Origin of the sequence: Streptomyces sp. NPDC002994 (assembly GCF_040611155.1) — a bacterium.
In the GTDB taxonomy this organism is placed as follows: Bacteria; Actinomycetota; Actinomycetes; order Streptomycetales; family Streptomycetaceae; genus Streptomyces.
This window is the reverse complement of record NZ_JBEXNQ010000014.1, coordinates 56782-80644: the sequence shown is the minus strand read 5'-3', so window position 1 is coordinate 80644 and position 23863 is coordinate 56782. Positions and strand designations below refer to the sequence as shown.

General features: G+C 70.5%; 18 protein-coding genes. 12 read left to right on the top strand and 6 right to left on the bottom strand.

Going from position 1 to position 23863, the window contains the following annotated elements:
- Nucleotides 1-105: 105 nt before the first annotated feature.
- On the bottom strand, nucleotides 106-981 hold the full coding sequence (locus ABZX79_RS20085; protein ID WP_355259072.1) for a LysR substrate-binding domain-containing protein: 876 nt from the start codon (nucleotides 979-981) through the stop codon (nucleotides 106-108).
- 128 nt (nucleotides 982-1109) lie between these two features.
- On the opposite strand from ABZX79_RS20085, the gene ABZX79_RS20080 reads away from it, so the two are divergent.
- Both ABZX79_RS20080 and ABZX79_RS20075 read left to right on the top strand, forming a co-directional pair.
- The gene (locus tag ABZX79_RS20080) at nucleotides 1110-2141 is read left to right on the top strand and encodes a bile acid:sodium symporter family protein (RefSeq protein ID WP_355259069.1); all 1032 of its coding nucleotides are present in this window, start codon (nucleotides 1110-1112) and stop codon (nucleotides 2139-2141) included.
- A gap of 175 nt (nucleotides 2142-2316) precedes the next feature.
- Entirely contained in the window at nucleotides 2317-2730 is a 414-nt protein-coding gene (locus ABZX79_RS20075; protein WP_355259066.1) for a (2Fe-2S) ferredoxin domain-containing protein, read from the top strand.
- 68 nt (nucleotides 2731-2798) lie between these two features.
- Here ABZX79_RS20075 and fdhD read toward each other — a convergent pair whose 3' ends face one another.
- Genes fdhD through ABZX79_RS20050 form a run of 5 tightly spaced genes read right to left on the bottom strand, consistent with a single transcriptional unit; the run spans nucleotide 2799 to nucleotide 9805 of the window.
- Nucleotides 2799-3638, bottom strand: coding sequence for a formate dehydrogenase accessory sulfurtransferase FdhD (gene fdhD / locus ABZX79_RS20070; protein WP_355259063.1), 840 nt, complete (start codon nucleotides 3636-3638; stop codon nucleotides 2799-2801).
- Between the two features lie 5 nt (nucleotides 3639-3643).
- Nucleotides 3644-4504 (bottom strand): 2Fe-2S iron-sulfur cluster-binding protein, encoded by an 861-nt coding sequence (locus tag ABZX79_RS20065; RefSeq protein ID WP_355259060.1) that lies wholly within the window; start codon nucleotides 4502-4504, stop codon nucleotides 3644-3646.
- A complete protein-coding gene (locus ABZX79_RS20060) occupies nucleotides 4501-6879 on the bottom strand; it encodes an NAD(P)H-dependent oxidoreductase subunit E (protein ID WP_355259057.1) in 2379 nt (792 codons plus the stop codon). The genes ABZX79_RS20065 and ABZX79_RS20060 overlap by 4 nt, the downstream gene beginning before the upstream one ends.
- Nucleotides 6870-8801, bottom strand: coding sequence for a molybdopterin-dependent oxidoreductase (locus ABZX79_RS20055; RefSeq protein WP_355259054.1), 1932 nt, complete (start codon nucleotides 8799-8801; stop codon nucleotides 6870-6872). Before ABZX79_RS20055 ends, ABZX79_RS20060 begins: the two co-directional genes overlap by 10 nt.
- Nucleotides 8798-9805: a 2-dehydropantoate 2-reductase gene (locus ABZX79_RS20050; RefSeq protein WP_355259051.1), complete on the bottom strand. Its 1008-nt coding sequence runs from the start codon at nucleotides 9803-9805 to the stop codon at nucleotides 8798-8800. The genes ABZX79_RS20055 and ABZX79_RS20050 overlap by 4 nt, the downstream gene beginning before the upstream one ends.
- Before the next feature lie 237 nt (nucleotides 9806-10042).
- Here ABZX79_RS20050 and ABZX79_RS20045 point away from each other — a divergent pair, with 237 nt between their 5' ends.
- The 10 genes from ABZX79_RS20045 (at nucleotide 10043) to ABZX79_RS20000 (ending at nucleotide 23849) form a co-directional block, all read left to right on the top strand.
- The gene (locus ABZX79_RS20045) at nucleotides 10043-10990 is read left to right on the top strand and encodes a beta-ketoacyl-ACP synthase III (RefSeq protein ID WP_355259048.1); all 948 of its coding nucleotides are present in this window, start codon (nucleotides 10043-10045) and stop codon (nucleotides 10988-10990) included.
- A gap of 155 nt (nucleotides 10991-11145) precedes the next feature.
- Nucleotides 11146-11820 (top strand): GntR family transcriptional regulator, encoded by a 675-nt coding sequence (locus tag ABZX79_RS20040; protein WP_355259045.1) that lies wholly within the window; start codon nucleotides 11146-11148, stop codon nucleotides 11818-11820.
- 62 nt (nucleotides 11821-11882) lie between these two features.
- Complete coding sequence (locus ABZX79_RS20035) at nucleotides 11883-12173, top strand: hypothetical protein (RefSeq protein ID WP_355259042.1); 291 nt, start codon at nucleotides 11883-11885, stop codon at nucleotides 12171-12173.
- Nucleotides 12174-12376: 203 nt separating this feature from the next.
- Nucleotides 12377-13558: an ROK family transcriptional regulator gene (locus ABZX79_RS20030; protein ID WP_138901409.1), complete on the top strand. Its 1182-nt coding sequence runs from the start codon at nucleotides 12377-12379 to the stop codon at nucleotides 13556-13558.
- 209 nt (nucleotides 13559-13767) lie between these two features.
- On the top strand, nucleotides 13768-15261 hold the full coding sequence (locus tag ABZX79_RS20025) for a sugar ABC transporter ATP-binding protein (RefSeq protein WP_355259039.1): 1494 nt from the start codon (nucleotides 13768-13770) through the stop codon (nucleotides 15259-15261).
- The gene (locus tag ABZX79_RS20020) at nucleotides 15258-16304 is read left to right on the top strand and encodes an ABC transporter permease (RefSeq protein WP_355259036.1); all 1047 of its coding nucleotides are present in this window, start codon (nucleotides 15258-15260) and stop codon (nucleotides 16302-16304) included. Before ABZX79_RS20025 ends, ABZX79_RS20020 begins: the two co-directional genes overlap by 4 nt.
- A gap of 59 nt (nucleotides 16305-16363) precedes the next feature.
- Nucleotides 16364-17404 (top strand): substrate-binding domain-containing protein, encoded by a 1041-nt coding sequence (locus tag ABZX79_RS20015; protein ID WP_355259033.1) that lies wholly within the window; start codon nucleotides 16364-16366, stop codon nucleotides 17402-17404.
- 58 nt (nucleotides 17405-17462) lie between these two features.
- The gene (locus ABZX79_RS20010; RefSeq protein WP_355259030.1) at nucleotides 17463-18701 is read left to right on the top strand and encodes a Gfo/Idh/MocA family oxidoreductase; all 1239 of its coding nucleotides are present in this window, start codon (nucleotides 17463-17465) and stop codon (nucleotides 18699-18701) included.
- 14 nt (nucleotides 18702-18715) lie between these two features.
- A complete protein-coding gene (locus tag ABZX79_RS20005; RefSeq protein ID WP_355259027.1) occupies nucleotides 18716-19720 on the top strand; it encodes a sugar phosphate isomerase/epimerase family protein in 1005 nt (334 codons plus the stop codon).
- A 424-nt stretch (nucleotides 19721-20144) separates the two neighbouring features.
- A complete protein-coding gene (locus ABZX79_RS20000; RefSeq protein ID WP_355259024.1) occupies nucleotides 20145-23849 on the top strand; it encodes a ThuA domain-containing protein in 3705 nt (1234 codons plus the stop codon).
- The last annotated feature ends 14 nt before the right edge of the window (nucleotides 23850-23863 follow it).

Genomic DNA, 23863 nt, shown 5'->3' with positions numbered 1-23863 from the left:
GGCTCGGACGCTCTCCTGACCGTGGAGTAAGTAAGGCGCTCGGGGATCTCCACGGAATCTGTACGCCCACTCCGCATCTACCACTCGAAATCCACGACCCGACATCTACGAACCGACCGGTGGCCGGTGCAGGCGGTCGCCGCCGGCCAGGATCGCCGCCGCGAGCGCGTCCGCCGCGTCCTGGGCGGTGGCCCGTCTGCGGCCGTGCAGCAGGACGAAGTCCACGCCGCCGAGTTCCGGCAGGCCCGCCTTCGCCGGTACGGGCGCCAGGCCCGGCGGGATCAGGCCGCGGGTGTGCGGCATGACACCGAGGCCGGCGCGGGCCGCCGCGATCAGTCCGCTGAGGCTGCCGCTCGTACAGGCGATGCGCCACGGGCGGCCGTCCTCCTCGAGGACTTCGAGGGCGCGGGCCCGGGTGATGCCGGGCGGCGGGAAGACGATCAGCGGGACGGGGCGGTCGGGGTCCAGGCGCAGGGACGGCGCGCCGATCCACGTCAGCGTCGACTGCCAGACCAGCTCGCCGTGGGTGTCGCCGGGCCGCCGCTTGGCCAGCACGAGGTCGAGGCGGCCCGCTTCCAGCTGCTGGTGCAGGGTGCCGGAGAGCTCGACGGTCAGCTCCAGCTCCACGTCGGGATGGTCCCTGCGGAATGCCTCCAGAATCTCGGGCAGCCGGGTCAGTACGAAGTCCTCCGAGGCGCCGAAGCGCAGCCGGCCGCGCAGGCGGGTGCCGGTGAAGAAGGCCGCGGCCCGCTCGTGGGCGCGCAGGATCGTACGGGCGAAGCCGAGCATCGCCTCGCCGTCCTCCGTCAGCTCCACGTGGTGCGTGTCGCGGGTGAAGAGCCGGCGCCCGGTCGCTTCCTCCAGCCGGCGAACGTGCTGGCTCACCGTGGACTGGCGCAGGCCGAGGCGCCGGGCGGCCTGGGTGAAGCTGAGGGTCTGGGCGACGGCCAGGAAGGTGCGGAGCTGGGCGGGCTCGTACATGGGCCGAGCGTAACTCGGTCATCGACAATCGTGATGACAGTGAGTTCGGTATATGGGATTCCCGATCGCTCGGAAGAGGAGGAACATGGAGCGGGCACGTATCGCCCGAGAGCAAGCAAGTGGAGCCAATGAGTCGCCGCACGTCGTTTCAGCTGCCGTCCTGGCTGCCGGTCGATCCGTACATCCTGATGCTGATCGGGACGGTCGTCCTCGCGACACTGCTGCCGGCGTCCGGCACGGCCGCCGAAGCCGTGGGCGGGGTCTCGACCGGGGCGGTCGCGCTGCTGTTCTTCCTGTACGGCGCGCGGCTCTCCACCCGTGAGGCGCTGGACGGGCTTCGTCACTGGCGGCTGCACATCACGGTGCTCCTCTGTACGTTCGCGCTCTTCCCGCTGCTCGGTCTCGCGGCGAAGGGCCTGGTCCCGTACGTCCTCACGCCCGAGCTGTACGGCGGCCTCCTCTTCCTCTGCCTGGTCCCCTCCACCATCCAGTCCTCGATCGCCTTCACCTCCATGGCGCGTGGCAACGTGCCGGCGGCGATCTGCGCGGGCTCCTTCTCCAGCCTCCTCGGGATCCTCCTCACTCCGCTGCTCGCGGCGCTGCTGATCGGGGGGAGCGCGGGCGGCTTCTCCGCGGACTCGGTGCTGAAGATCGTCCTCCAGTTGTTGGTCCCGTTCGTGGCGGGCCAGCTGCTGCGGCGGTGGGTCGGCGGGTTCCTGGTGCGGCACAAGAAGGCGCTGGGTTACGTCGACCGCGGCTCGATCCTGCTGGTCGTCTACACCGCGTTCAGCCACGGCGTGACCGAGGGCATCTGGCACCGGGTGAGCCCTGGCCGGCTCGGGGCGCTGGTGGGGGTGGAGGCGGTGCTGCTCGCGGTGATGCTGACGCTGAGCTGGTACGGGGCGAAGCGGCTCGGCTTCGGGCGCGCGGACCGGATCGCGATCCAGTTCGCCGGGTCGAAGAAGTCGCTGGCGGCGGGGCTGCCGATGGCGAGCGTGCTGTTCGGGGCGGAGGCGAGTCTGGCGGTGCTGCCGTTGATGCTGTTTCACCAGATGCAGCTGATGGTGTGCGCGGTGATCGCGAAACGGCGTGCGCGGGATGCGGATGCGGGGCGGGGGGATGGGATGCGGTCGGTGCCTTCGGTGACGGTGCCGGGGTGAGGCCCTGCGGGGCTTTTCCCCTACCCGCCCCTTCCCGAACTGGGGCGCTGCCCCAGACCCCGCTCCTCAAACGCCGGAGGGGCTGGATTTTCCGGCGGGTAGGGGACAGCGCCGCAGGCAACCCGCACCGCACCCGCACCCCCACAAGGGCCGCCGGACCTGGCAAGATCGTCAAGTGACTTCCGCGATACGTCCCTTCGGGCCCCGCCCCTGCGCCCTCACCGTCTGCCGCGGCTGCTGCTGCGGCGACGCCCGCAAGAACCCCGGTACGGACCACGACGGCCAGCTGCGCCGCCTGCGCGACGCGGCCGCCGCTTCCGGCGGGCGGCTGATCGTGCGTACCAGCGACTGCCTCGGCCCGTGCGGACAGGCGAACGTCGTGGTCGTCCAGCCCTCCACCGAGGGCCGAAGGAGAGGCGGCCGCGCGGTCTGGGTCGGCTGGGCGCTGGACGACGACTGTACGGACGACATCCTGGCCTGGGTCGCCGCCGGAGGCCCGGGCGTCGCGAAACCCCCCGCCACACTGGCGCTCCAGTTCATCCCGCCCCCGGCAGAGGCCAGGCAGCGAGCGAGGCGCGGCCGGCGCTGAGCGGAGAGGCCCGGCCGGCGCAGGGGGCGCTCCCCGCCGGCCGGGCCCGTACCGTGTCGCGGGGCGCGTCAGACCCCGGAGTGCAGGGCGATGCGCTCGTCGCCCGCGTACACGTTCATGTTCGGCCCGCGCAGGAAACCGACCAGCGTCAGACCCGTCTCGGCCGCCAGATCCACCGCCAGGGACGAAGGCGCCGAGACCGCCGCGAGCACCGGGATCCCGGCCATCACCGCCTTCTGCGCCAGCTCGAACGACGCCCGGCCGGAGACCAGCAGCACCGCACGCGACAACGGCAGACGGCCGTCCCGCAGCGCCCGGCCCACCAGCTTGTCGACCGCGTTGTGCCGGCCCACGTCCTCCCGTACGTCGAGCAGTTCGCCCGCCTCCGAGAAGAGCGCGGCCGCGTGCAGCCCCCCGGTCCTGTCGAACACCTCCTGCGCGGCACGCAGCCGGTCGGGGAGGCCGGCGAGCAGCTCGGGCGTCAGCCGGACCGGCGGAGAATCGCCGATCGGAAAGCGGGCAGTCGTGCGTACCGCGTCCAGGCTCGCCTTGCCGCACAGCCCGCACGACGACGTCGTATAGACGTTGCGCTCAAGGGTGATGTCGGGGACGGGCACACCGGGCGCGAGCTTCACGTCCACCACGTTGTACGTGTTCGCGCCGTCCGCCGTCGCCCCGGCGCAGTACACGATCGACTGCACGTCATCGGCGGCCGCCAGCACGCCCTCGCTCACCAGGAACCCCGTCGCCAGCGCGAAGTCGTCGCCCGGCGTGCGCATCGTGATGGCGAGCGGCTTGCCGTTCAGCCGGATTTCCAGTGGCTCCTCGGCGACCAGGGTGTCCGGCCGGGCGCTCACCACGCCGTCCCTGACGCGGATGACGCGGCGGCGCTCGGTGACCCGTCCCATGATGATCAGTCCCGACTCTGTACGTGCTGGTAGCCGAAGCGGCCCTTGATGCAGAGGTTGCCGTGGGTCACCGGGTTGTCGTGCGGCGAGGTGACCTTGACGATCTCATTGTCCTGCACGTGGAGAGTGAGGTTGCAGCCGACGCCGCAGTACGCGCACACCGTCGTCGTCTCCGTCTGGGACGGCTCGTCCCAGGTCCCGGCCGCCCGCATGTCGAACTCCGACTTGAAGCTGAGCGCGCCGGTCGGGCACACCTCGATGCAGTTCCCGCAGTACACGCACGCCGAATCCGTCAGCGGGGCGTCCTGCTCGACCGAGATGCGGGCGTCGAAGCCGCGGCCCGCGACGGCGATGGCGAAGGTGTTCTGCCACTGCTCGCCGCACGCGTCCACGCACTTGTAGCAGAGGATGCATTTGTCGTAGTCGCGGACGTAGAGGTCGTTGTCGATCTTGGGCTGTTCATTGAGGCGGGCCGCGTCGGGGCCGAAGCGTTCCGGCTTCGCCTCGTACTCCTTGATCCACTCTGCGGCGCGGGGCGTCGTGGAGAGGTCGGTGGACGAGGCGAGCAGCTCCAGCACGATCTTCCGGCTGTGCCGGGCGCGCTCGGTGTCCGTAGTGACGATCATGTCGGGCTCGGCGCGGCGCGAGCAGGCCGGTGCGAGCGTACGGGCGCCTTCGACTTCGACGACGCAGACGCGGCACGCGTTCTTGGGGGTGAGGGTGTCGCCCTGGCAGAGGGTGGGGATGTCTTTGCCGGCGGTCCGGCAGGCGTCGAGGATGGTCGACCCCTCTGGGACGCGGGTCGCGGCGCCGTCGAGGGTGAACTCGATCAGCCTGCGCGGCGGTTGAAGCGGAATCGCGGTCATTCGAAGGCTCCCAGGCGGTCGATGGCGGACTCGACGGCGTTCCACGCGGTCTGGCCGAGACCGCAGATCGAGGCGTCCCGCATGGCCCCGCCGACCTCGCGGAGCAGCGCGATGTCGCCGGCGGCGGCAGCGCCCGTACGGTCCTTGATCCGGTGCAGGGCTTCCTCCTGCCGTACGGTCCCGACCCGGCAGGGCACGCACTGCCCGCACGACTCGTCGCGGAAGAACTCGGCTATGCGGAGGAGGATCGCGGGCAGTTCGATGGTGTCGTCCAGGACGAGGACGACTCCCGAGCCGAGGGTGGCGCCGGCGGCGCGGGTGCCTTCGAAGGTGAGCGGGATGTCGAGTTCGTCCGGGCGTACGAAGCCGCCGGCTGCTCCGCCGAGGAGGACGGCGCGGAGGTTGGGGGGTGGGCCTCCCGCGAGTTCGAGGAGGTCGCGGAGGCGGGCGCCGAAGGGGAGTTCGTAGATGCCGGGGCGTTCGATCTGCCCGGAGACGCAGAAGAGTTTGGTTCCGGTGGACGATTCGGTGCCGGTACGGGCGTAGGCCGCGGCGCCGGTGGTGAGGATCGGCAGGACGTTGACGAGTGTCTCGACGTTGTTGACGGCCGTCGGCTTTCCGAAGAGGCCCTTCTCGACCGGGAAGGGGGGTTTGCTGCGGGGTTCGCCGCGCTGCCCCTCGATCGAGTTGAAGATGGCGGTCTCCTCGCCGCAGATGTACGCGCCCGCGCCGCGCCGGATCTCGATGTCGAAGGCGTAGCCGTGGCCGAGGACGTCGGGGCCGAGGAGGCCGCGGAGTCTGGCCTGGTTGATGGCGTGGGTGAGGCGTTCGTACGCGCGGGGGTACTCGCCGCGGAGGTAGAGGTAGCCCTGGTGGGCTCCGGTGGCGTACCCGGCGATGGTCATGGCCTCGACGAGGGCGTACGGATCGCCCTCCATCAGGACACGGTCCTTGAAGGTACCGGGCTCGCTCTCGTCAGCGTTGCAGACGAGGTAGTGGGGGTGGTCGGGCTGCCCGGCGGTCGCTTCCCATTTCCGCCCGGTGGGGAACGCGGCGCCGCCGCGGCCGACGAGGCCGGCGTCGAGCACCTCCCGGATGACGTCGGCGGGGCCGAGGGCGAAGGCGCGGCGCAGGGCGGTGTAACCACCGGCGGCGCGGTAGGCGTCGAGGCTGTACGGGTCGATGCCGCCGATCCGGCGCAGCAGGACGAGGTCCGGGTCGCCGGCCTGGGGTACGGCGGCGGTGGCGTCCGGCTCCGGCGGTGCGTGTTCCGGCGCGGCGACGGCGGCGACCAGCGCGTCTGCCGTGGCGGGTGCGATGACGGCGGCGGCGCGGGTGCGCGGTGCGGCTGGCTGCGGCGCGTCGGGCTGCGCAGGGCGGGGCTGCGCCGCGTCGGGCTGCGCCGCGTCGGGCTGCGCCGGGCGGGGGTGTGCTGCGTCGGGGTGCGCTTGGCTGGGCCGCGTCGCACCAGCCACGTCCGCGCCTGCGGCAGGGCGCGCTACGTCGGGCTGCGCCACCGCGGGCTGCGCCACCCCGGGCTGCGCCGCGGTGGGCTGTGCCGGGGCGGCCGCGTCCCCGCCTGCGGCGGGCTCTTCCCCCACCCCGCCCCTTCCCGTAACCAAAGGGCTCCGCCCCCTGGACCCCCGGTCCTCAAAAGCCGGACGGGCTGAATTCGCGGGTTGGCGTACGCCGTCCTCCGCCGCCATGGGCGGCGCGGAGCTGCCGGTCTGGGGTCTGGGGGCATGCCCCCCACGCGGCGGCAGCCGCAAAATGTCACTGCGGGAAGGGGCGGGGCTGGAGAAAGCCTCCCGCTCCTCCGGCGGAGCCCCCGCCAGGGGGCCCGGCCCAGCAGCCGCACCGGGGCCCGCAACAGGCGCCGTAACCCCCACCTGCAACAGCAGCGCCGCCGGGGCCCGTTCGCACAGGCCCAGGCAGGGGCTCGGCTGCCATACCGCGCCACCCGCGGCCGAGCCCGCCGCCCCCGCCACCTCCTCCAGCCCCGCGCACACCGCCGCCGCCCCCCGTGCCGCGCAGGCCAGGTCCGTGCACACGTACAGAACCTTCGCCGGGCGTGGCTTCACCGAGAACATCGCGTAGAACGTCGCCACCCCGTACGCCTCCGCCGGCGGCACCGTCAGCCGGCGGCAGATGTAGTCCAGCGCGCCCTCGCTCAGCCAGCCCACCCGGTCGTTGACCGCGTGCAGCGCCGGGAGGAGGAGGTCGCGGCGCTCGCGTGCCGCCGCGCCGCGCGCCCAGCGCAGGTCGGTTCCGGAGCGGTCCGCGCCCTCCCAGCCGGATTCCGGCGGACCCAGCAACTCGTCCACCGCCGCCCGTTCGTCCCCGGACGGCTCCGCGTTCGTGTACCTCAGGTCCATGCCGGCACCAGCTTCTCTATCCGGATCGCCGACGCCTTGAACTCGGCCGTCCCCGCGATGGGGCAGTTCGCCTCGATCGTCAGCTGGTTCGTGTCGACCTCGTCGGGGAAGTGCATCGTCATGAAGGCCAGTCCCGGCCGCAGCCCGGGATCCACCCACACCGGGGCGGTCACCGCGCCCCGCCGTGACGAGACCCGGACCTCCTCGCCCACCTCGACGCCGTACGCCGCCGCGTCCTCCGGGCAGAGTTCGATGTACTCGCCGCGCCGCAGCGGGGACGCGAAACTTCCGCTCTGGACACCGGTGTTGTACGAGTCCAGCCGGCGGCCCGTGGTCAGTCGCAGCGGATAGTCCTCGTCCGTCAGGTCGACCGGCGGGTCGTGTGCCACCAGGCCGAAGGGAGCGGCCGGGCCACGCCGCTCCGGGTCCGTCTCCCACAGTCGCGCGTGCAGGAAGGTGGAGGGGAGGCGGTCCGTGTCGGGGCACGGCCACTGCAACCCCTGGTGTTCCTCCAAGCGGTCGTACGTCATGCCGTAGTGGTCGGGGGAGAGGGACCGCAGTTCGTTCCAGACGGACTGCGAATCCGCGAACTTCCAGTCGTGGCCGAGCCGCTGCGCCAGCGCGCAGATGATGTCGATGTCCTCCCGGGCCTCGCCCGGCGGCTTCACCGCCGCCCGCACCCGCTGCACGCGCCGCTCGCTGTTCGTCGTCGTCCCGTCCGTCTCGGCCCACGCGGCCGTCGCGGGCAGGACCACGTCCGCCATCTGCGCGGTCTTCGTCAGGAAGATGTCCTGTACGACCAGGTGGTCCAGGGCCGCCAGCCGCCGCATCGCCTGTTCGCTGTCGGCCTCCGACTGGGCCGGGTTCTCACCGATGCAGTAGACGGCTCGCAGCTCACGGCTCTCCATCGCCTCGAACATCTCCGTCAGCGTCATGCCGTACCTGGGCTGGATGACCGTCTGCCAGGTACGTTCGAACTTCCCCCGGGCCGCCGGGTCCAGGATGTCCTGGAAGCCGGGCAGCCGGTTGGGGATGGCGCCCATGTCACCGCCGCCCTGCACGTTGTTCTGGCCGCGAAGGGGCTGCACCCCGGCGCCGTACCGGCCGACATGGCCCGTCAGCAGTGACAGGTTGATGAGCGCCCGCACGTTGTCGGTGCCGTTGTGGTGCTCGGTGATGCCCAGCGTCCAGCACAACTGCGCCCGTTCGGCGGTGGCGTACGCATGTGCCAGCTCCCGGATCGCGGCCGCCGGAACTCCCGTCACCTTCTCCGCCGCCGAGAGAGTCCATGGCTCCACCAGTTCGGCGTACTCCGCGAAGCCTGTCGTGGCGCGCTCCACGAACGACCGGTTCACCAGCCCCGCGTGGATGATCTCCCGCCCCATCGCGTGGGCCAGCGGGATGTCAGTCCCCACATTCAGGCCGAGCCAGCCCTCCGCCCACTCGGCGGTCGAGGTGCGGCGCGGATCGACGGCGTACATGCGCGCGCCGTTCCTGATGCCCTTCAGGACGTGGTGGAAGAAGATCGGGTGAGCCAAGCGTGCGTTGGAGCCCCACATCAGGATGAGGTCGGTGTGTTCGACCTCTTCGTACGACGAGGTGCCGCCGCCGGAGCCGAAAGCGGCCGAGAGGCCGGCGACGCTCGGCGCGTGACACGTCCGGTTGCACGAGTCGACGTTGTTGGTGCCCATGACCACCCGCGTGAACTTCTGGGCTACGTAGTTCATCTCATTGGTCGCGCGGGCGCAGGACAGCATGGCGAAGGCGTCCGGGCCGTACGTGTCCGTCGCCCGCCGGAAACCGGCCGCCGCCCGCTCCAGCGCTTCTTCCCAAGTCGCCTGCCGCAGCGTGCCGTTGGAGTCACGTACCAGCGGGTGAGTCAGCCGGGTGTACTGCTTCGGTTGCCTGTCCTTCTTCTTCACTGTGCGCTCCCGGTTGAGGTGGGGGAGGGGGTGGTGGGGGAGGAGGTGGTGGCCAGCAGATCCGCCAGCGCGTGCACCGCCCGCAGCGTCGGTACGTCCGTGCCGGTCAGGCGGGCGAGTTCTACGACGGCGGCCAGCAGCACGTCGAGTTCGAGCGGCTTGCCCTTCTCCAGGTCCTGGAGGGTGGACGTCTTGTGGTCGCCGACGCGCTCGGCGCCCGCGATGCGCCGCTCCACGGAGATCTCGGGGTGGCAGCCGACGGCGGCCGCGACCTCCAGCGTTTCGCGCATCATCGACTCGACCAGTGCGCGGGTGTCCGGATGGCGGCAGATCTGCCCCATGGTGGCCCTGGCCAGCGCGCTGATGGGGTTGAAGGAGATGTTGCCGAGCAGCTTGATCCAGATGTCGTTGCGGAGGTCCGGCTCGACCGGGCATTTCAGGCCGCCCGCCCGCATCGCCTCGCTGAAGTCCAGGCAGCGGCGCGATACGTCCCGGCCCGGCTCGCCGATCGAGAAGCGGGTGCCTTCCAGGTGCCGTACGACGCCGGGTGCCTCCAGCTCGGTCGCGGCGTACACGACGCATCCGATGGCGCGCGCCGGCGGCAGGGTCGCGCTGACCGCGCCCGCCGGGTCGACGCTCTCGATGCGGCGGCCGGTGTACGGGCCCGGCAGGCCGTGGAAGTACCACCAGGGGATGCCGTTCTGGGCGGCGATCACCGCCGTACGGTCGTGCAGGAGGGGGTGGACGAGGGGGCCGGACGCCGCGTACGAGTTGGCCTTGAGGCCGAGGAAGACGTAGTCGACGGGCCCGACCTCTGCGGGGTCGTCGGTCGCGGCGGGCCGCGCGGTGAAGTCGCCGCGCGGGCTGAGGACGCGTACGCCGTCACGGCGCATGGCCGTGAGGTGTGCGCCGCGGGCGATCAGGTGGACCTCGGCGCCCGCGCGGTGGAGCGCGGCCCCGACATACGCGCCGATTGCTCCGGCGCCGACAACTGCGACTTTCACGGGGCTCTCCGATCGGTGAGGGACCGAGTAAGGGGGAGCGGGGAGGGTGCGGGACCGGACTGTTAGAGTCGACAGAATATTGTCTACAGTATGCCTTTAGGGGGGTCAAGGGTCGCCGTCAGCAAGAAGCTCCAAAGAGTCGGGGGCGAATCCTGTCGAATCACATGCCGTCGTACTGGTGAGTCGCAAAGAAGACTGGACCGTTCCGACTGTCCGCAAAGAGGGGTGGAACCGCCAATGACCGGCTCACGAGTCGTCGCGCTCGGGCACTATCAGCCTGCCAAGGTGCTCACGAACGACGATCTGGCAGCCATGGTCGACACCAGTGACGAGTGGATCACCAGCCGCGTCGGCATCAGGACGCGCCACGTCGCGGGCCCCGACGAGCCCGTGGACGAGCTGGCCGCGCACGCCGGAGCCAAGGCTCTGGCCGCGGCGGGTCTCACGCCCGCCGACATCGACCTCGTCCTGGTCGCCACTTCCACCGCGATCAACCGCTCCCCGAACATGGCCGCCCGCGTCGCGGCCCGCCTCGGCATGGGCTCACCCGCCGTGATGGACCTCAACGTCGTCTGCTCGGGCTTCACCCACGCACTCGCCACGGCCGACCATGCCATACGCGCCGGATCGGCCACCCGCGCCCTGGTCATCGGCGCCGACAAGATGGCCGAGATCGCCGACTGGACCGACCGCACCACCTGCGTGCTCGTCGGCGACGGCGCCGGCGCGGCGGTCGTCGAGGCCTGTGCCGACGACGAGGAGCCGGGGATCGGGCCGGTGCTGTGGGGCTCGGTGCCGGAGATGGGGCACGCCGTACGGATCGAGGGCACGCCCCCGCGCTTCGCCCAGGAGGGCCAGTCCGTCTACCGCTGGGCCACCACCCAGCTGCCGCCCATCGCGCGCAACGTGTGCGAGCGGGCCGGCGTGACGCCGGAGGAGCTGGCGGCGGTCGTCCTGCACCAGGCGAACCTGCGGATCATCGAGCCCGTCGCGCAGAAGATCGGCGCGGTGAACGCGGTGATCGCCCGCGATGTCGTCGACTCGGGCAACACCTCGGCGGCCAGCATCCCGATGGCTCTGTCCAAGCTGGTCGAGCGCGGCGAGATCGAATCCGGCGCGCCGGTGCTGCTCTTCGGCTTCGGAGGCAACCTGTCGTACGCGGGCCAGGTCATCCGCTGTCCTTGACGTCTTCCTGACCGTCTCCATGGAATGGTGACTGGGCCTCGGTGGTGTCGCGCCGGGGCCCAGACTTGTGCCGCGGATGCGCTCGGTAGACTGTAGACGATAGCCAATTAGCGTTGGCGACGCTCGCCGATGTTGGCCCGAAGGGGGACACCGCGATGTTGTCCGCAGGACTGCCGCAAGGGACCGTACCCAAGCTGGAGAGGCCCGGACCGCTCCGCGAGCGCGTGTACGAGGCGCTGCTCGAACTCATCACCACCCGGGCCCTGCGGCCCGGCCAGCACCTGGTCGAGAGCGAGCTCGCCGGGCACCTCGGTGTGTCCAGGCAGCCCGTGCGCGAGGCGTTGCAGCGGCTCAATACCGAGGGGTGGGTCGATCTGCGGCCGGCGCAGGGCGCCTTCGTGCACGAGCCGACCGAGGAAGAGGCCGACCAGCTGCTCTCGGTGCGTACGCTCCTGGAGGCGGAGGCGGCCAGGCTCGCCGCCGCCAACGCCGGGTCCGCGGGGATCGCCGCGCTCGAAGAGGTGTGCGCGAAGGGCGAGCAGGCCGTCGCGGACGACGACGTGGACCTCGCCGTGTCGCTCAACGCCCAATTCCACTCCAAGGTCATGGAGTTGGCCGGCAACGTCGTCCTCGCCGAACTGGCGGCGCAGGTGGGCCGGCGGGTCCGCTGGTACTACACGCCGGTCGCCCGGCAGCGCGGTAAGCAGTCCTGGGTCGAGCACCGCGCGCTGATCGCGGCGATCTCGGACCGCGACGAGCAGCGGGCCACCGAGATCATGCGCGCCCACACGGAGCACACCCGCACCACCTACCATCAGCGCGTGGCGTAGGGCGCGCCGCACCACGCCCCCACCAGCAACTCCCCAAGGATGGAAACAGCCCCATGCTATTGATGATCCTCATTGGTGCGGTCGTCGTGGGCCTGGTAGTCCTCGGCGTCGTCGTCGCCGTGGTCGCGAGCCGACGCAACCGTCAGGGCGCGGGCCCGGCCCCGGCCCCCGTCCCGGGCGGTTACCCGTACCAGCCCGGGTACCAGGCCCCCAACCAGCCCGGATACCAGGCCCCGCATCAGCCCCCGTACCAGCCGCTGCCGCAAGGCCAGGTGTATCCCACCCCTCCGCCGAACCAGCCCCCGCACACCCCCAACCCGTACACCCAACAGCCTCCCGTCCAGGGGCAGTAGGCACCTCTGCTCCGAACGCGCCCGGCCCTCCCACGGCCGGGCGCGTTCGGCATTTCAGCAGCAGGGCGTTCTTTGTCCTCGCTGTGGAGAAAGTTGTAGTGGATTCCTGCGCAACTTCTTCCCAGTCCCGGCAGCCGCTGCTACGTTCCCCTCCAAAGCCCGGCAAGAACGGCCGACGAGGCAGGGAGGGGCACGTGAGACGGATGACGGCTCGACCCGCGAACGCGCATCAGGCGCGACTGCTCCGCCTCCTGCGCGACGGCGGACCCAACTCCCGCGCCCAGCTGGGCGATCAGATCGATCTCTCCCGTTCCAAACTCGCTGTCGAGGTCGACCGGCTGCTCGACACGGGTCTGGTCGTCGCCGACGGCCTCGCCGCCTCGCGCGGCGGCCGCCGCTCGCACAACATCCGGCTCGCGCCCGCCCTGCGCTTCCTCGGCATCGACATCGGCGCCACCTCGATCGACGTGGCCGTCACCAACGCGGAGCTGGAGGTACTCGGTCACCTCAACCACCCCATGGACGTACGGGAAGGCCCGGTCGCGGTCTTCGAGCAGGCGCTCGCACTCGCCGCCAAGCTCAAGGCGTCCGGCCTCGCCGAGGGTTTCGACGGGGCGGGGATAGGGGTGCCGGGCCCGGTCCGCTTCCCCGAGGGTGTGCCGGTCGCGCCGCCGATCATGCCGGGCTGGGACGGCTTTCCCGTACGGGAGGCGCTCAGCCAGGAGCTGGGCTGCCCCGTCATGGTCGACAACGACGTGAACCTGATGGCCATGGGGGAGCAGCACGCGGGCGTGGCGCGCTCGGTGGGCGACTTCCTCTGCGTCAAGATCGGCACCGGCATCGGCTGCGGCATAGTCGTCGGCGGCGAGGTCTACCGGGGTACGACCGGCAGCGCCGGCGACATCGGCCACATCCAGGTCGAACCGGAAGGCCGCGCCTGCGCCTGCGGCAACAAGGGTTGCCTGGAAGCCCACTTCAGCGGCGCCGCGCTCGCCCGCGACGCCGAGGACGCGGCCCGCTCCGGCCGCTCACCCGAACTGGCCGCGCGGCTCGAAGCGGCCGGACGGCTCACGGCCGCCGACGTAGCGGCGGCGGCTGCCGCCGGCGACGCCACCTCGCTCGACCTCATCCGCGAGGGCGGCAACCGCGTCGGCCAGGTCATCGCCGGACTCGTCAGCTTCTTCAACCCCGGGCTCGTGGTGATCGGCGGCGGGGTGACCGGCCTCGGCCACACCCTGCTCGCCAGCGTCCGCACCCAGGTCTACCGCCAGTCGCTGCCGCTCGCGACCGGCAACCTGCCCATCGTCCTGGGCGAGTTGGGGCCCGCCGCCGGCGTGATCGGCGCGGCCAGGCTCATCAGCGACCACCTGTTCTCGCCTGCCTGACCCCGGCCGGCGCACGTACGACCCGTACCGCTCCGTACGCAACACAGCTCCACCGCACAAGGCCGGCTTCGCCGTGCCCAGCTTTGCCCTGCCCTGCCCTGCTCGCTCACCGGCCGCCGCACCAGCCGAGGGGAACCGTCATGGCACCACCGCAAGCAGCACCACCGCAAGCAGCACCACCGCACGCAGCTCCACCCCTTCTTCTCACGATGTCCGGCATCACCAAGTCCTTCCCCGGCGTCCGCGCCCTCGACGGCGTAGACCTGGAGGTCCAGGCGGGCGAAGTCCACTGCCTGCTCGGCCAGAACGGCGCCGGAAAGTCCACCCTCATCAAGGTGCTCGCGGGCGTACACCAGCCCGACGGCGGCCGGATCACCTGGCAGGGCGCCACGGTCGCCCTCAAATCGCCCATCGCCGCCATGCGCCTCGGCATCGCCACCATCTACCAGGAACTCGACCTGGTGCAGGGCCTGTCGGTGGCCGAGAACATCTTCCTCGGCCACGAGCCGACCACCGCCGGCTTTGTCGTACGCGGCAGGGAGGCCCGCGCGTCCGCGACCGCCCTGCTGAAGCGGCTCGGGCACCCCGAGATCGACTCCGCAAGCCTGGTCGGTACGCTCTCCGCCGCCCAGCAGCAGATCGTCTCCATGGCGCGGGCCCTCTCCCACGACGTACGCCTCATCGTGATGGACGAGCCGTCCGCCGCCCTCGACCCGGACGAGGTCGACAACCTCTTCCGTATCGTCGCCGGGCTCACGGCGGACGGCGTCGCCGTCGTCTACATCTCCCACCGGCTCGAAGAGATCCGCCGCATCGGTGACCGCGTGACCGTACTCAAGGACGGACGCGCGGTCGCGGTCGGACTGCCCGCCAAGAGCACCCCGACACGTGACGTCGTCGCGCTGATGACCGGGCGAGATGTGGAGTACGTCTTTCCCGAGCGCCGCGTGGAAGACGCTTCGGCCGCCGAGCCCGTGCTCAGGGTCGAAGGGCTCGCCCGGGAAGGGGAGTTCGCGGCGCTCGATCTCGACATCCGGCCCGGTGAGATCGTCGGCCTCGCCGGTCTCGTCGGCTCCGGCCGCTCCGAAGTCCTGGAGACGATCTACGGGGCGCGCAAACCCACCGCCGGGCGCGTCCTCGTCGACGGGCAGCCCCTGCGCCCCGGCAGCGTCCGCGCCGCCGTCCGCGCTGGCATCGGCCTCGCCCCCGAAGAGCGCAAGGCCCAGGGCCTGTTGATGCTCGAATCCGTCACCCGCAACGTGTCCGTGTCGACCCTGTCCCGCTTCTCGCGCGGCGGCTGGCTCGACCGTACGGCCGAACGCAAGGCCGCCCGGGCCGCCACCCGCGAACTGTCCCTGCGGCCCGACAACCCCGACGCCCGCATCCGCACCCTCTCCGGTGGCAACCAGCAAAAGGCCGTACTCGCCCGCTGGTTGCTGCGCGGCTGCCGCGTCCTGCTGCTCGACGAGCCGACGCGCGGCGTCGACGTCGGGGCGCGCGCCGAGCTGTACGCCGTGATCCGCAGGCTGGCCGACGAAGGCCTCGCCGTACTTCTCGTATCCAGCGAAGTCCCGGAAGTCCTGGGCCTCGCCGACCGGGTGCTGGTGCTCAGGGAAGGGCGCGTCGTCCACACGGCGCCCGCCCGGGAGCTCGACGAGCACCGCGTACTCGACCTCGTGATGGAAGGAAGCCCGACGCCATGACGCAGCCTGTCTCACCGGAGCGGCAACAGCATCAGCAGGACGGTCCGGCCGTCACCACGGCCAAGTCGCCCACGGAGCAGCCGGGTTCGCGCAGGCTCGGGCTGCGCCTCGACGTACGCAACGTGTCGCTGCTCGGCGTACTGGCCGTCCTCGTCGCGGTCGGTGGCTTCACGAAACCCGAGCAGTTCCTGGACAGCAGCAACCTCCAGCTCGTCCTCACCCAGGCCTCCGTCATCGGGGTCGTCACCGTCGGCATGACCTTCGTCATCACCAGCGGCGGCATCGACCTGTCGGTCGGCGCGATCGTGGCGCTCGCCTCGGTGTGGGCGACGACGCTCGCGACCCAGGAGTACGGCTTCGCGGGCATCCTCTTCACGGCGGTGGTCGTCGGCCTGGCCTGCGGACTCGTCAACGGGCTGCTCATCGCGTACGGCGGGATGGTGCCGTTCATCGCGACGCTCGCCATGCTGGCCTCGGCCCGCGGACTCGCGCTCCAGATCACCGACGGCAAGACGCAGATCGTCACCGTCGAATCCGTACTCGACCTCGGCATCCCGGACTCGTACGTCCTCGGCATTCCGCCACTGGTCCTGGTCTTCGCGGTCGTCACCGTCGTCGGCTGGCTGTTGCTCAACCGCACCACCTTCGGGCGGCGTACGGTCGCGGTCGGCGGCAACGCGGAAGCGGCCAGGCTCGCCGGCATCGACGTACGCCGCCAGCGCCTCTACCTCTACCTGCTGTCCGGACTGTGCTGCGGAATCGCGGCCTTCCTGCTGATCATCCTGTCGGGGTCCGGCCAGAACACGAACGGCAACCTCTACGAACTCGACGCCATCGCCGCGGCGATCATCGGCGGGACGCTGCTCAGCGGCGGGCGGGGCACGATCGTCGGCTCCGTACTCGGTGTCCTCGTCTTCACCACGATCACCAACATCTTCGCGCTCAACAACCTGCAGAGCGACGTACAGCAGATCGCCAAGGGCGCGATCATCGTCGCCGCCGTATTGGTCCAGCGCCGAACGGCGCGCGACGGCGAGGCCTGACCTCGCACCGCTTCTCTCCCACACGTTTGTACGTCCTGACCTGAAGGGTTGGAACCGCCATGCCAGAAACCAGTCGCAGAGGGCTGCTCTTCGGCACCGCAGCCGTCTCCGCGGGCGCCCTGCTCACCGCCTGCACCAGCAACGAGCCCAAGGAGAAGGCACCGGCCGCCAACAGCGAGCCGGCCGCCGCCGACGACAAGCCCGGCAAGAAGGTCACCATCGGGTTCGCGGGCCCGCAGGCCGACCACGGCTGGCTCAACGCCATCAACGAGAACGCCAAGTCGCGCGCCGAGAAGTACTCCGAGGTGACGTTGGAAATCACCGAGGGGTCGAACGACACCGCGGCGCAGATCGGCCAGGTCCAGACGCTGATCAACAAGAAGGTCGACGTACTGGTGATCCTGCCGGCCGACGGCAAGGCGCTCACCCAGGTCGGCCTCCAGGCGATGAAGGCGGGCATCCCCGTCATCAACCTGGACCGCATCTTCGCCTCGCCGCAGGCCTACCGCTGCTGGATCGGCGGCGACAACTACGGCATGGGCCTCAACGCCGGCAACTACATCGGCGAGCAGCTCAAGGACAAGCCGAACGCCAAGGTCGTGGAGCTCGCCGGGCTCGACAACCTGGAGCTGACCAAGCAGCGCAGCCAGGGCTTCGCGGACGCCCTCAAGAACTACCCCAACGTCAAGCGTGTCGCCCGGCAGGCCGCCGACTTCACCGTCGAGTCGGGCCAGGCGAAGATGGCGCAACTGCTCCAGGCGCAGAAGCAGTTCGACGCGCTGTGGAACCACGACGACGACCAGGGCGTGGGCGCCCTGCGCGCCATCCAGCAGGCCGGGCGCGACGACTTCCTGATGGTCGGCGGGGCGGGGGCCAAGGCCGCGATGGACGCCATCAAGGCGGACAACAGCGTGCTGAAGGCCACTGTCCTCTATCCGCCGACCATGGCCGCCTCGGCCATCGACCTGGCGCGGGCGCTCGGCCAGGGCAAGGGCGTGGGAGGAATGTCCGAGCTGGAGATCCCGGCCTCGATCACCCTCTACTCGGCCGTCGTCACCAAGGACAACGTCGACGAGTACCTGCCGACGGGCTTCAGCTGATCGGGCCGCCCGCCCGCCCCCACCGTGCGAGTGACCAGTTCGACGAGGAGGAATCCGTATGGCCCGCAAGGAAGAGACGGAGACGGCGACGGAGACAGGTGCGGAGGCGGTGGCCGACGCCCCGCCGACGCTCGGTGTCGGCATGGTCGGATACGCGTTCATGGGAGCTGCCCACTCACAGGGCTGGCGCACCGCGGGCCGCGTCTTCGACCTGCCGGCGCGGCCGGTCCTCGCGGCCGTCTGCGGACGCGACCGTACGGCCGTACGTGCGGCGGCGGACCAGCACGGGTGGGCCGCGGCGGAGACCGACTGGCGGGATCTGATCGCCCGCGACGACGTGCAGATCGTCGACATCTGCACGCCGGGGGACAGTCACGCGGAGATAGCCATCGCCGCGCTGGAGGCGGGAAAGCACGTGCTCTGCGAAAAGCCGCTGGCCAACTCGGTCGCCGAGGCGGAGGCCATGACGGCCGCCGCCGAGCGTGCGCGCGGCCGGGGTCAGGTAGCGATGGTGGGCTTCAACTACCGCCGGGTGCCGGCCATGACGTACGCCCGTCGGCTGATCGGGGAGGGGCGGCTGGGGGCGCTGAGGCACGTACGGGTCACGTACCTCCAGGACTGGCTCGTCGACCCGGAGTTCCCGCTGACCTGGCGGCTTCAGCGGGAGTACGCGGGCTCGGGCGCGCTCGGCGACCTGGGCGCGCACATCGTGGACCTCGCGCAGTACCTGGCGGGGGAGCCGCTGGTGGGGGTTTCGGCCATGACGGAGACGTTCGTACGGTCGAGGCCGCTGCCGGCGGGCGCGACGGCGGGGCTTTCGGGGGCCGGGGGCTCTGAACGGGGAGCGGTGACGGTCGACGACGCGGCGCTCTTCACCGGACGGCTCGCCTCGGGCGCGCTGGCTTCCTTCGAGGCGACCCGTACGGCGGCGGGCCGCAAAAACTCGCTGCGCATCGAACTCAACGGCGAGCGCGGCTCACTGGCCTTCGACCTGGAGCGCCTCAACGAACTGTCCTTCCACGACCACACCGAGCCGGCCGTCTCCTCCGGCTTCCGGCGGATCCTGGTGACCGAGCCCGGCCATCCGTACCTGGAGGCGTGGTGGCCGCCCGGCCACGCCCTGGGTTACGAGCACACCTTCGTCCACCAGGCCCGCGACTTGCTGCACGCCATCGCCACCGGGACCTCGCCGGAGCCGTCGTTCGCGGACGGGCTGCAGGTGCAGCGGGTGCTGGCGGCGGTGGAGGAGAGCGCCGAGAAGAACGCGATCTACACGCCCGTACTCCCGCTTCCGTAGGAGGTCGTTTCCGTATGCCACGTCCATTCACGCTCTTCACCGGCCAGTGGGCCGATCTGCCGCTGGAGGAGGTCTGCCGACTGGCCCGCGACTTCGGTTACGACGGCCTCGAACTCGCCTGCTGGGGCGATCATTTCGAGGTCGACAAGGCGCTGAGCGAACCCGGCTATCTGGAGGGCCGGCATCAGCTGCTCGACAAGTACGGCCTGAAGTGCTGGGCGATCTCCAACCACCTGGTCGGCCAGGCGGTCTGCGACGCCCCGATCGACGAACGGCACCAGGCCATCCTCCCGTCGCGGATCTGGGGTGACGGCGAGCCCGAGGGCGTACGGCAGCGGGCGGCGGCCGAGATGGCCGACACGGCCAGGGCGGCGGCGGCCTTCGGCGTCCGTACGGTCATCGGCTTCACCGGGTCGTCGATCTGGCACCTGGTGGCGATGTTCCCGCCCGTACCGCCGCACATGATCGAGCGGGGTTACGAGGACTTCGCCGAGCGCTGGAACCCGATTCTGGACGTCTTCGACGCGGAGGGCGTGCGCTTCGCGCACGAGGTGCACCCGAGCGAGATCGCGTACGACTACTGGACCACGCACAGGGCCCTGGAGGCTGTAGGTCATCGCCAGGCCTTCGGCCTCAACTTCGACCCCAGCCACTTCGTGTGGCAGGACCTGGACCCGGTGGGTTTCCTGTACGACTTCCGGGACCGGATCTACCACGTGGACTGCAAGGAGGCTCGCAAGCGGCTCGACGGCCGCAACGGCCGGCTCGGCTCGCACCTGCCGTGGGGGGATCCGCGGCGGGGGTGGGACTTCGTGTCGGCCGGACACGGTGACGTGCCGTGGGAGGACGTATTCCGGATGCTGCGCTCGATCGGGTACGAGGGCCCGGTGTCGGTGGAGTGGGAGGACGCGGGGATGGACCGCCTCACCGGCGCCCCGGAAGCGCTGGCCACGCTGAAGCGGTACGACTTCGACCCACCGAGCGCGTCGTTCGACGCGGCGTTCGGGGGCGCGGACTAGGAGCTGGGGCGCTGCCCCAGACCCCGCTCCTCAAACGCCGGAGAGGCTGGGTGGTGCGGCCGAATCCAGCCCGTCCGGCGTTTGAGGACACGCCCGTAGGGCGTTCGGGGTCTGGGGCTTGCCCCAGTTCGGGAAGGGGCGGGGTGGGGAAAAGCCCCGCAGGGCAGCCCGGCGATCGCACCGCCGCCGGGGCGGTCCCCGCTGCCCGGACGCCCCTTTGTCCTGCGGCGGGAGAAAGTTCAACTTACCTGCCGCGCAAGCCCTTTCCGTTCCGGACGAACGCGGCTACCGTCCCTGAGGTGTACAGGACATGACTCCGGTTCCGGCGTGACGGCGCACTCCGGTTCCGGTTCCCGAAAAGAGAGCTTCCCGCCCGGCGTTGGTGCAGGACGAGCACCGCCCGGCCCACTCCCGGAGGACACTCGTGCACAGGAAACTGCTCAGAGCCGGATCGGCCCGCAAGGCCCTCGCACTCCTCACCGGCAGCCTCCTCGCCGCCACTTCACTCACCCTCTCCACCCCTGCCACCGCCGCCGATCCACCGGTGGCACCCGTCGCCGCCGAGGACTTCCAGCAGGTCACCCTCGCCAAGGGCGAGCCCGAGACGGGCGAGCCCATGTCGCTCGCCGTGCTTCCCGACCGCAGCGTCCTGCACACCTCCCGCGACGGCGAACTCCGCATGACCGACAGCGCCGGCAACACCCGCGTCGTCGGCACGATCCCGGTCTACTCGCACGACGAAGAAGGCCTCCAGGGCATCGGCATAGACCCGAAGTTCAGCGAGAATCGGCGGATCTACCTCTACTACGCACCCCCGCTGGACACGCCCGCAGGCGACGCTCCCAACGAAGGCACCGCCGCCGACTTCGCCAAGTTCGACGGCGTCAACCGGCTCTCACGCTTCGTACTCAAGGCCGACGGCACCCTCGACAACGCCAGCGAGAAGAAGATCCTCGACGTACCCGCCACCCGCGGCATCTGCTGCCACGTCGGCGGCGACATCGACTTCGACGCGCAGGGCAACCTCTACCTCTCGACCGGCGACGACTCCAACCCCTTTGCCTCCGACGGCTTCACCCCCATCGACGAACGTCCGAACCGCAACCCGGCGTACGACGCACGCCGCACCTCCGGCAACACGAACGATCTGCGCGGGAAGATCCTCCGTATCAAGGTGAACGAGGACGCCTCCTACACGGTTCCCGAAGGCAACCTCTTCGCCCCCGGCACCGCCAAGACCCGCCCCGAGATCTACGCCATGGGCTTCCGCAACCCCTTCCGCTTCAGCGTCGACAAGCCCACCGGCGTGCTGTACGTCGGCGACTACGGCCCCGACGCCGGCGCGGCCGACCCCGCGCGCGGCCCGGCGGGACAGGTGGAGTTCGCCCGCGTCACCAAGCCCGGCAACTTCGGCTGGCCGTTCTGTACCGGTAAGAACGACGCGTACGTCGACTACGACTTCGCGACGAAGGAGTCCGGCGCCAAGTTCGACTGCGCCGCCCCCAAGAACACCTCACCCCACAACACCGGCCTGACCGACCTGCCGCCCTCCCAAGAGGCCTGGATCCCGTACGACGGCGGCTCGCTCCCCGAGTTCGGCACCGGCTCGGAGTCCCCGATGGGCGGCCCGGTCTACCGGTACGACGCCAGCCTCGACTCCCCGGTGAAGTTCCCCGAGGCGTACGACGGCGACTTCTTCGCGGGCGAGTTCGGCCGGCGCTGGATCAAGCGCATCGAGCAGGACGCCAACGGCGCCGTACAGTCCATCAACCCCGTGCCGTGGACCGGAACCCAGGTCATGGACTCGGCCTTCGGCCCCGACGGCGCCCTGTACGTACTCGACTACGGCACCGCCTGGTTCGGCGGCAACGAGCACTCCGGTCTCTACCGCATCGAGAACGCCACCGACGGCCACTCACCGGTCGCGGAAGCCGCAGCCGACAAGACATCGGGCCAGGCCCCGCTGCGCGTGAAGTTCTCCTCCGCAGGCACCGCCGACTCCGACGGCGACGCGCTCACCTACTCCTGGACGTTCGGTGACGGCGGAAAGTCGACCGCCGCCAACCCGACCTACACGTACAAGAAGAACGGCACGTACACCGCGACCGTCACCGCCAAGGACACCACCGGGCGGACCGGCTCGGCGAGCGTACAGATCGTCGTCGGCAACACCGCGCCCAAGGTGACGCTGGAACTGCCCGGTGACGGCCAGCTGTTCAACTTCGGGGACGACGTTCCCTTCAAGGTGAAGGTCACCGACCCGGAGGACGGCACGGTCGACTGCGCCAAGGTCAAGGTGACGTACATCCTCGGCCACGACAGCCATGGCCACCCGATCACTTCCGCCAACGGCTGCACCGGCACCATCAAGACCCCCGCCGACAGCAGCCACGACCCCAACGCCAACATCTTCGCGGTCTTCGACGCCGAGTACACGGACGGCGGAGGCGGCGGCCAGGCCCCGCTGACGACCCACGCCCAGAAGGTGCTCCAGCCCAAGCAGCGCCAGGCCGAGCACTACTCCACCCAGAGCGGCGTAGCCCCGCAGAGCAAGCCGACCGCGCACGGCGGCAAGACCGTCGGCGACATCAGTAATGGCGACTGGATCGCCTTCAAGCCGTACCGCGTCGGCGACGCCACTTCACTCACCGCACGCGTCTCGTCGGGCGGAGCGGGCGGCACCCTCGAAGTCCGTACGGGATCACCGGACGGCAGGCTGATCGGCTCCACCGTCGTCCCCGTGACCGGCGGCTGGGACGTCTTCCAGAACGTCACCACCACCATCAAGCGGCCCCCGGCCGGCACCACCACCCTCTACCTGGTCTTCAAGGGCGGCGCCGGAGCGCTCTACGACATCGACGACTTCACCTTCTCCACGGCGAAGAGCGACGCCACCCCCAAGAAGCGGGTCCTGGTCTTCTCCAAGACCGCCGGTTTCCGCCACGACTCCATCGGAGCGGGCATCACCGCACTCAAGGAACTCGGCGCGGAGCGCGGCCTCGCCGTCGACGCCACCGAGGAACCGAAGCAGTTCACACCGGAGAACCTCGCGCGCTACGACGCGGTCGCGTTCCTTTCGACGACCGGTGACGTCCTGAACACCAACCAGCAGACGGTCTTCGAGCAGTACGTCGCCGACGGAGGCGGCTACCTGGGCATCCACGCGGCCGCCGACACCGAGTACGACTGGAAGTTCTACGGCGGACTCGTCGGCGCGTACTTCCACTCGCACCCGCAGATCCAGCCGGCGACCGTACGCGTCGAGGACCACGACCACCCGTCGACCGCGCACCTGGACACCAGCTGGCAGCGCACCGACGAGTGGTACAACTACCGCACCAACCCGCGTGAGCAGGCCCGCGTCCTGGCCACCCTCGACGAGACCAGCTACACCGGCGGGAACATGAAGGGCGACCACCCGATCGCCTGGTGCCAGCCGTACGAGGGCGGGCGCTCCTTCTACACGGGCGGCGGCCACACCAAGGAGTCGTACGCCGAACCGGCCTTCCGCAAGCACCTGCTGGGCGGAATGCTGTATGCCACCGGAATCGCCAAGGCCGACTGCACGCCCTCCAAGGGCTACCGGTCGATCTTCAACGGCGAGACCCTCGACGGATGGAAGCAGGCAGGCCCCGGTTCCTTCGAAGTCAAGGACCGCACGCTCAACTCCGTCGGCGGCATGGGCCTGCTCTGGCACCAGGCCAAGGAACTGAAGTCATACTCCCTGAAGCTCGACTGGAAGATGGCCGGTGACGACAACTCCGGGATCTTCGTGGGCTTCCCGGCCTCCGACGACCCGTGGTCGGCCGTCAACAAGGGGTACGAGATCCAGATCGACGCGACCGACGCCCCCGACCGCACCACCGGGTCCGTGTACGGCTTCAAGGCGGCGAACATCACCGCCCGGGACGCCGCACTCAACCCGCCGGGGGAGTGGAACGCGTACGAGATCAGGGTCGAGGGAGAACGGCTCCGGGTCTTCCTCAACGGTGTGAAGATCAACGACTTCACGAACACCGACCCCGCCCGCAGCCTGGCCCAGGGCCACATCGGCATCCAGAACCACGGCGCCGACGACCAGGTTTCCTTCCGCAACATCAAGGTCAAGGACCTGCCCGCAGGCTCCTAGGGCCAACACCACCA

Excerpts from the sequence above, each read along its gene's own strand:
- fdhD (WP_355259063.1), bottom strand. The coding sequence starts at position 3,638 with ATGGGACGGGTCACCGAGCGCCGCCGCGTCATCCGCGTCAGGGACGGC.
- ABZX79_RS20015 (WP_355259033.1), top strand. The coding sequence starts at position 16,364 with ATGCCAGAAACCAGTCGCAGAGGGCTGCTCTTCGGCACCGCAGCCGTC.
- ABZX79_RS20080 (WP_355259069.1), top strand. The coding sequence starts at position 1,110 with ATGAGTCGCCGCACGTCGTTTCAGCTGCCGTCCTGGCTGCCGGTCGAT.
- ABZX79_RS20085 (WP_355259072.1), bottom strand. The coding sequence starts at position 981 with ATGTACGAGCCCGCCCAGCTCCGCACCTTCCTGGCCGTCGCCCAGACC.
- ABZX79_RS20065 (WP_355259060.1), bottom strand. The coding sequence starts at position 4,504 with ATGACCGCGATTCCGCTTCAACCGCCGCGCAGGCTGATCGAGTTCACC.
- ABZX79_RS20040 (WP_355259045.1), top strand. The coding sequence starts at position 11,146 with ATGTTGTCCGCAGGACTGCCGCAAGGGACCGTACCCAAGCTGGAGAGG.
- ABZX79_RS20030 (WP_138901409.1), top strand. The coding sequence starts at position 12,377 with ATGACGGCTCGACCCGCGAACGCGCATCAGGCGCGACTGCTCCGCCTC.
- ABZX79_RS20005 (WP_355259027.1), top strand. The coding sequence starts at position 18,716 with ATGCCACGTCCATTCACGCTCTTCACCGGCCAGTGGGCCGATCTGCCG.
- ABZX79_RS20010 (WP_355259030.1), top strand. The coding sequence starts at position 17,463 with ATGGCCCGCAAGGAAGAGACGGAGACGGCGACGGAGACAGGTGCGGAG.
- ABZX79_RS20020 (WP_355259036.1), top strand. The coding sequence starts at position 15,258 with ATGACGCAGCCTGTCTCACCGGAGCGGCAACAGCATCAGCAGGACGGT.
- ABZX79_RS20035 (WP_355259042.1), top strand. The coding sequence starts at position 11,883 with ATGATCCTCATTGGTGCGGTCGTCGTGGGCCTGGTAGTCCTCGGCGTC.
- ABZX79_RS20025 (WP_355259039.1), top strand. The coding sequence starts at position 13,768 with ATGTCCGGCATCACCAAGTCCTTCCCCGGCGTCCGCGCCCTCGACGGC.
- ABZX79_RS20060 (WP_355259057.1), bottom strand. The coding sequence starts at position 6,879 with ATGGACCTGAGGTACACGAACGCGGAGCCGTCCGGGGACGAACGGGCG.
- ABZX79_RS20045 (WP_355259048.1), top strand. The coding sequence starts at position 10,043 with ATGACCGGCTCACGAGTCGTCGCGCTCGGGCACTATCAGCCTGCCAAG.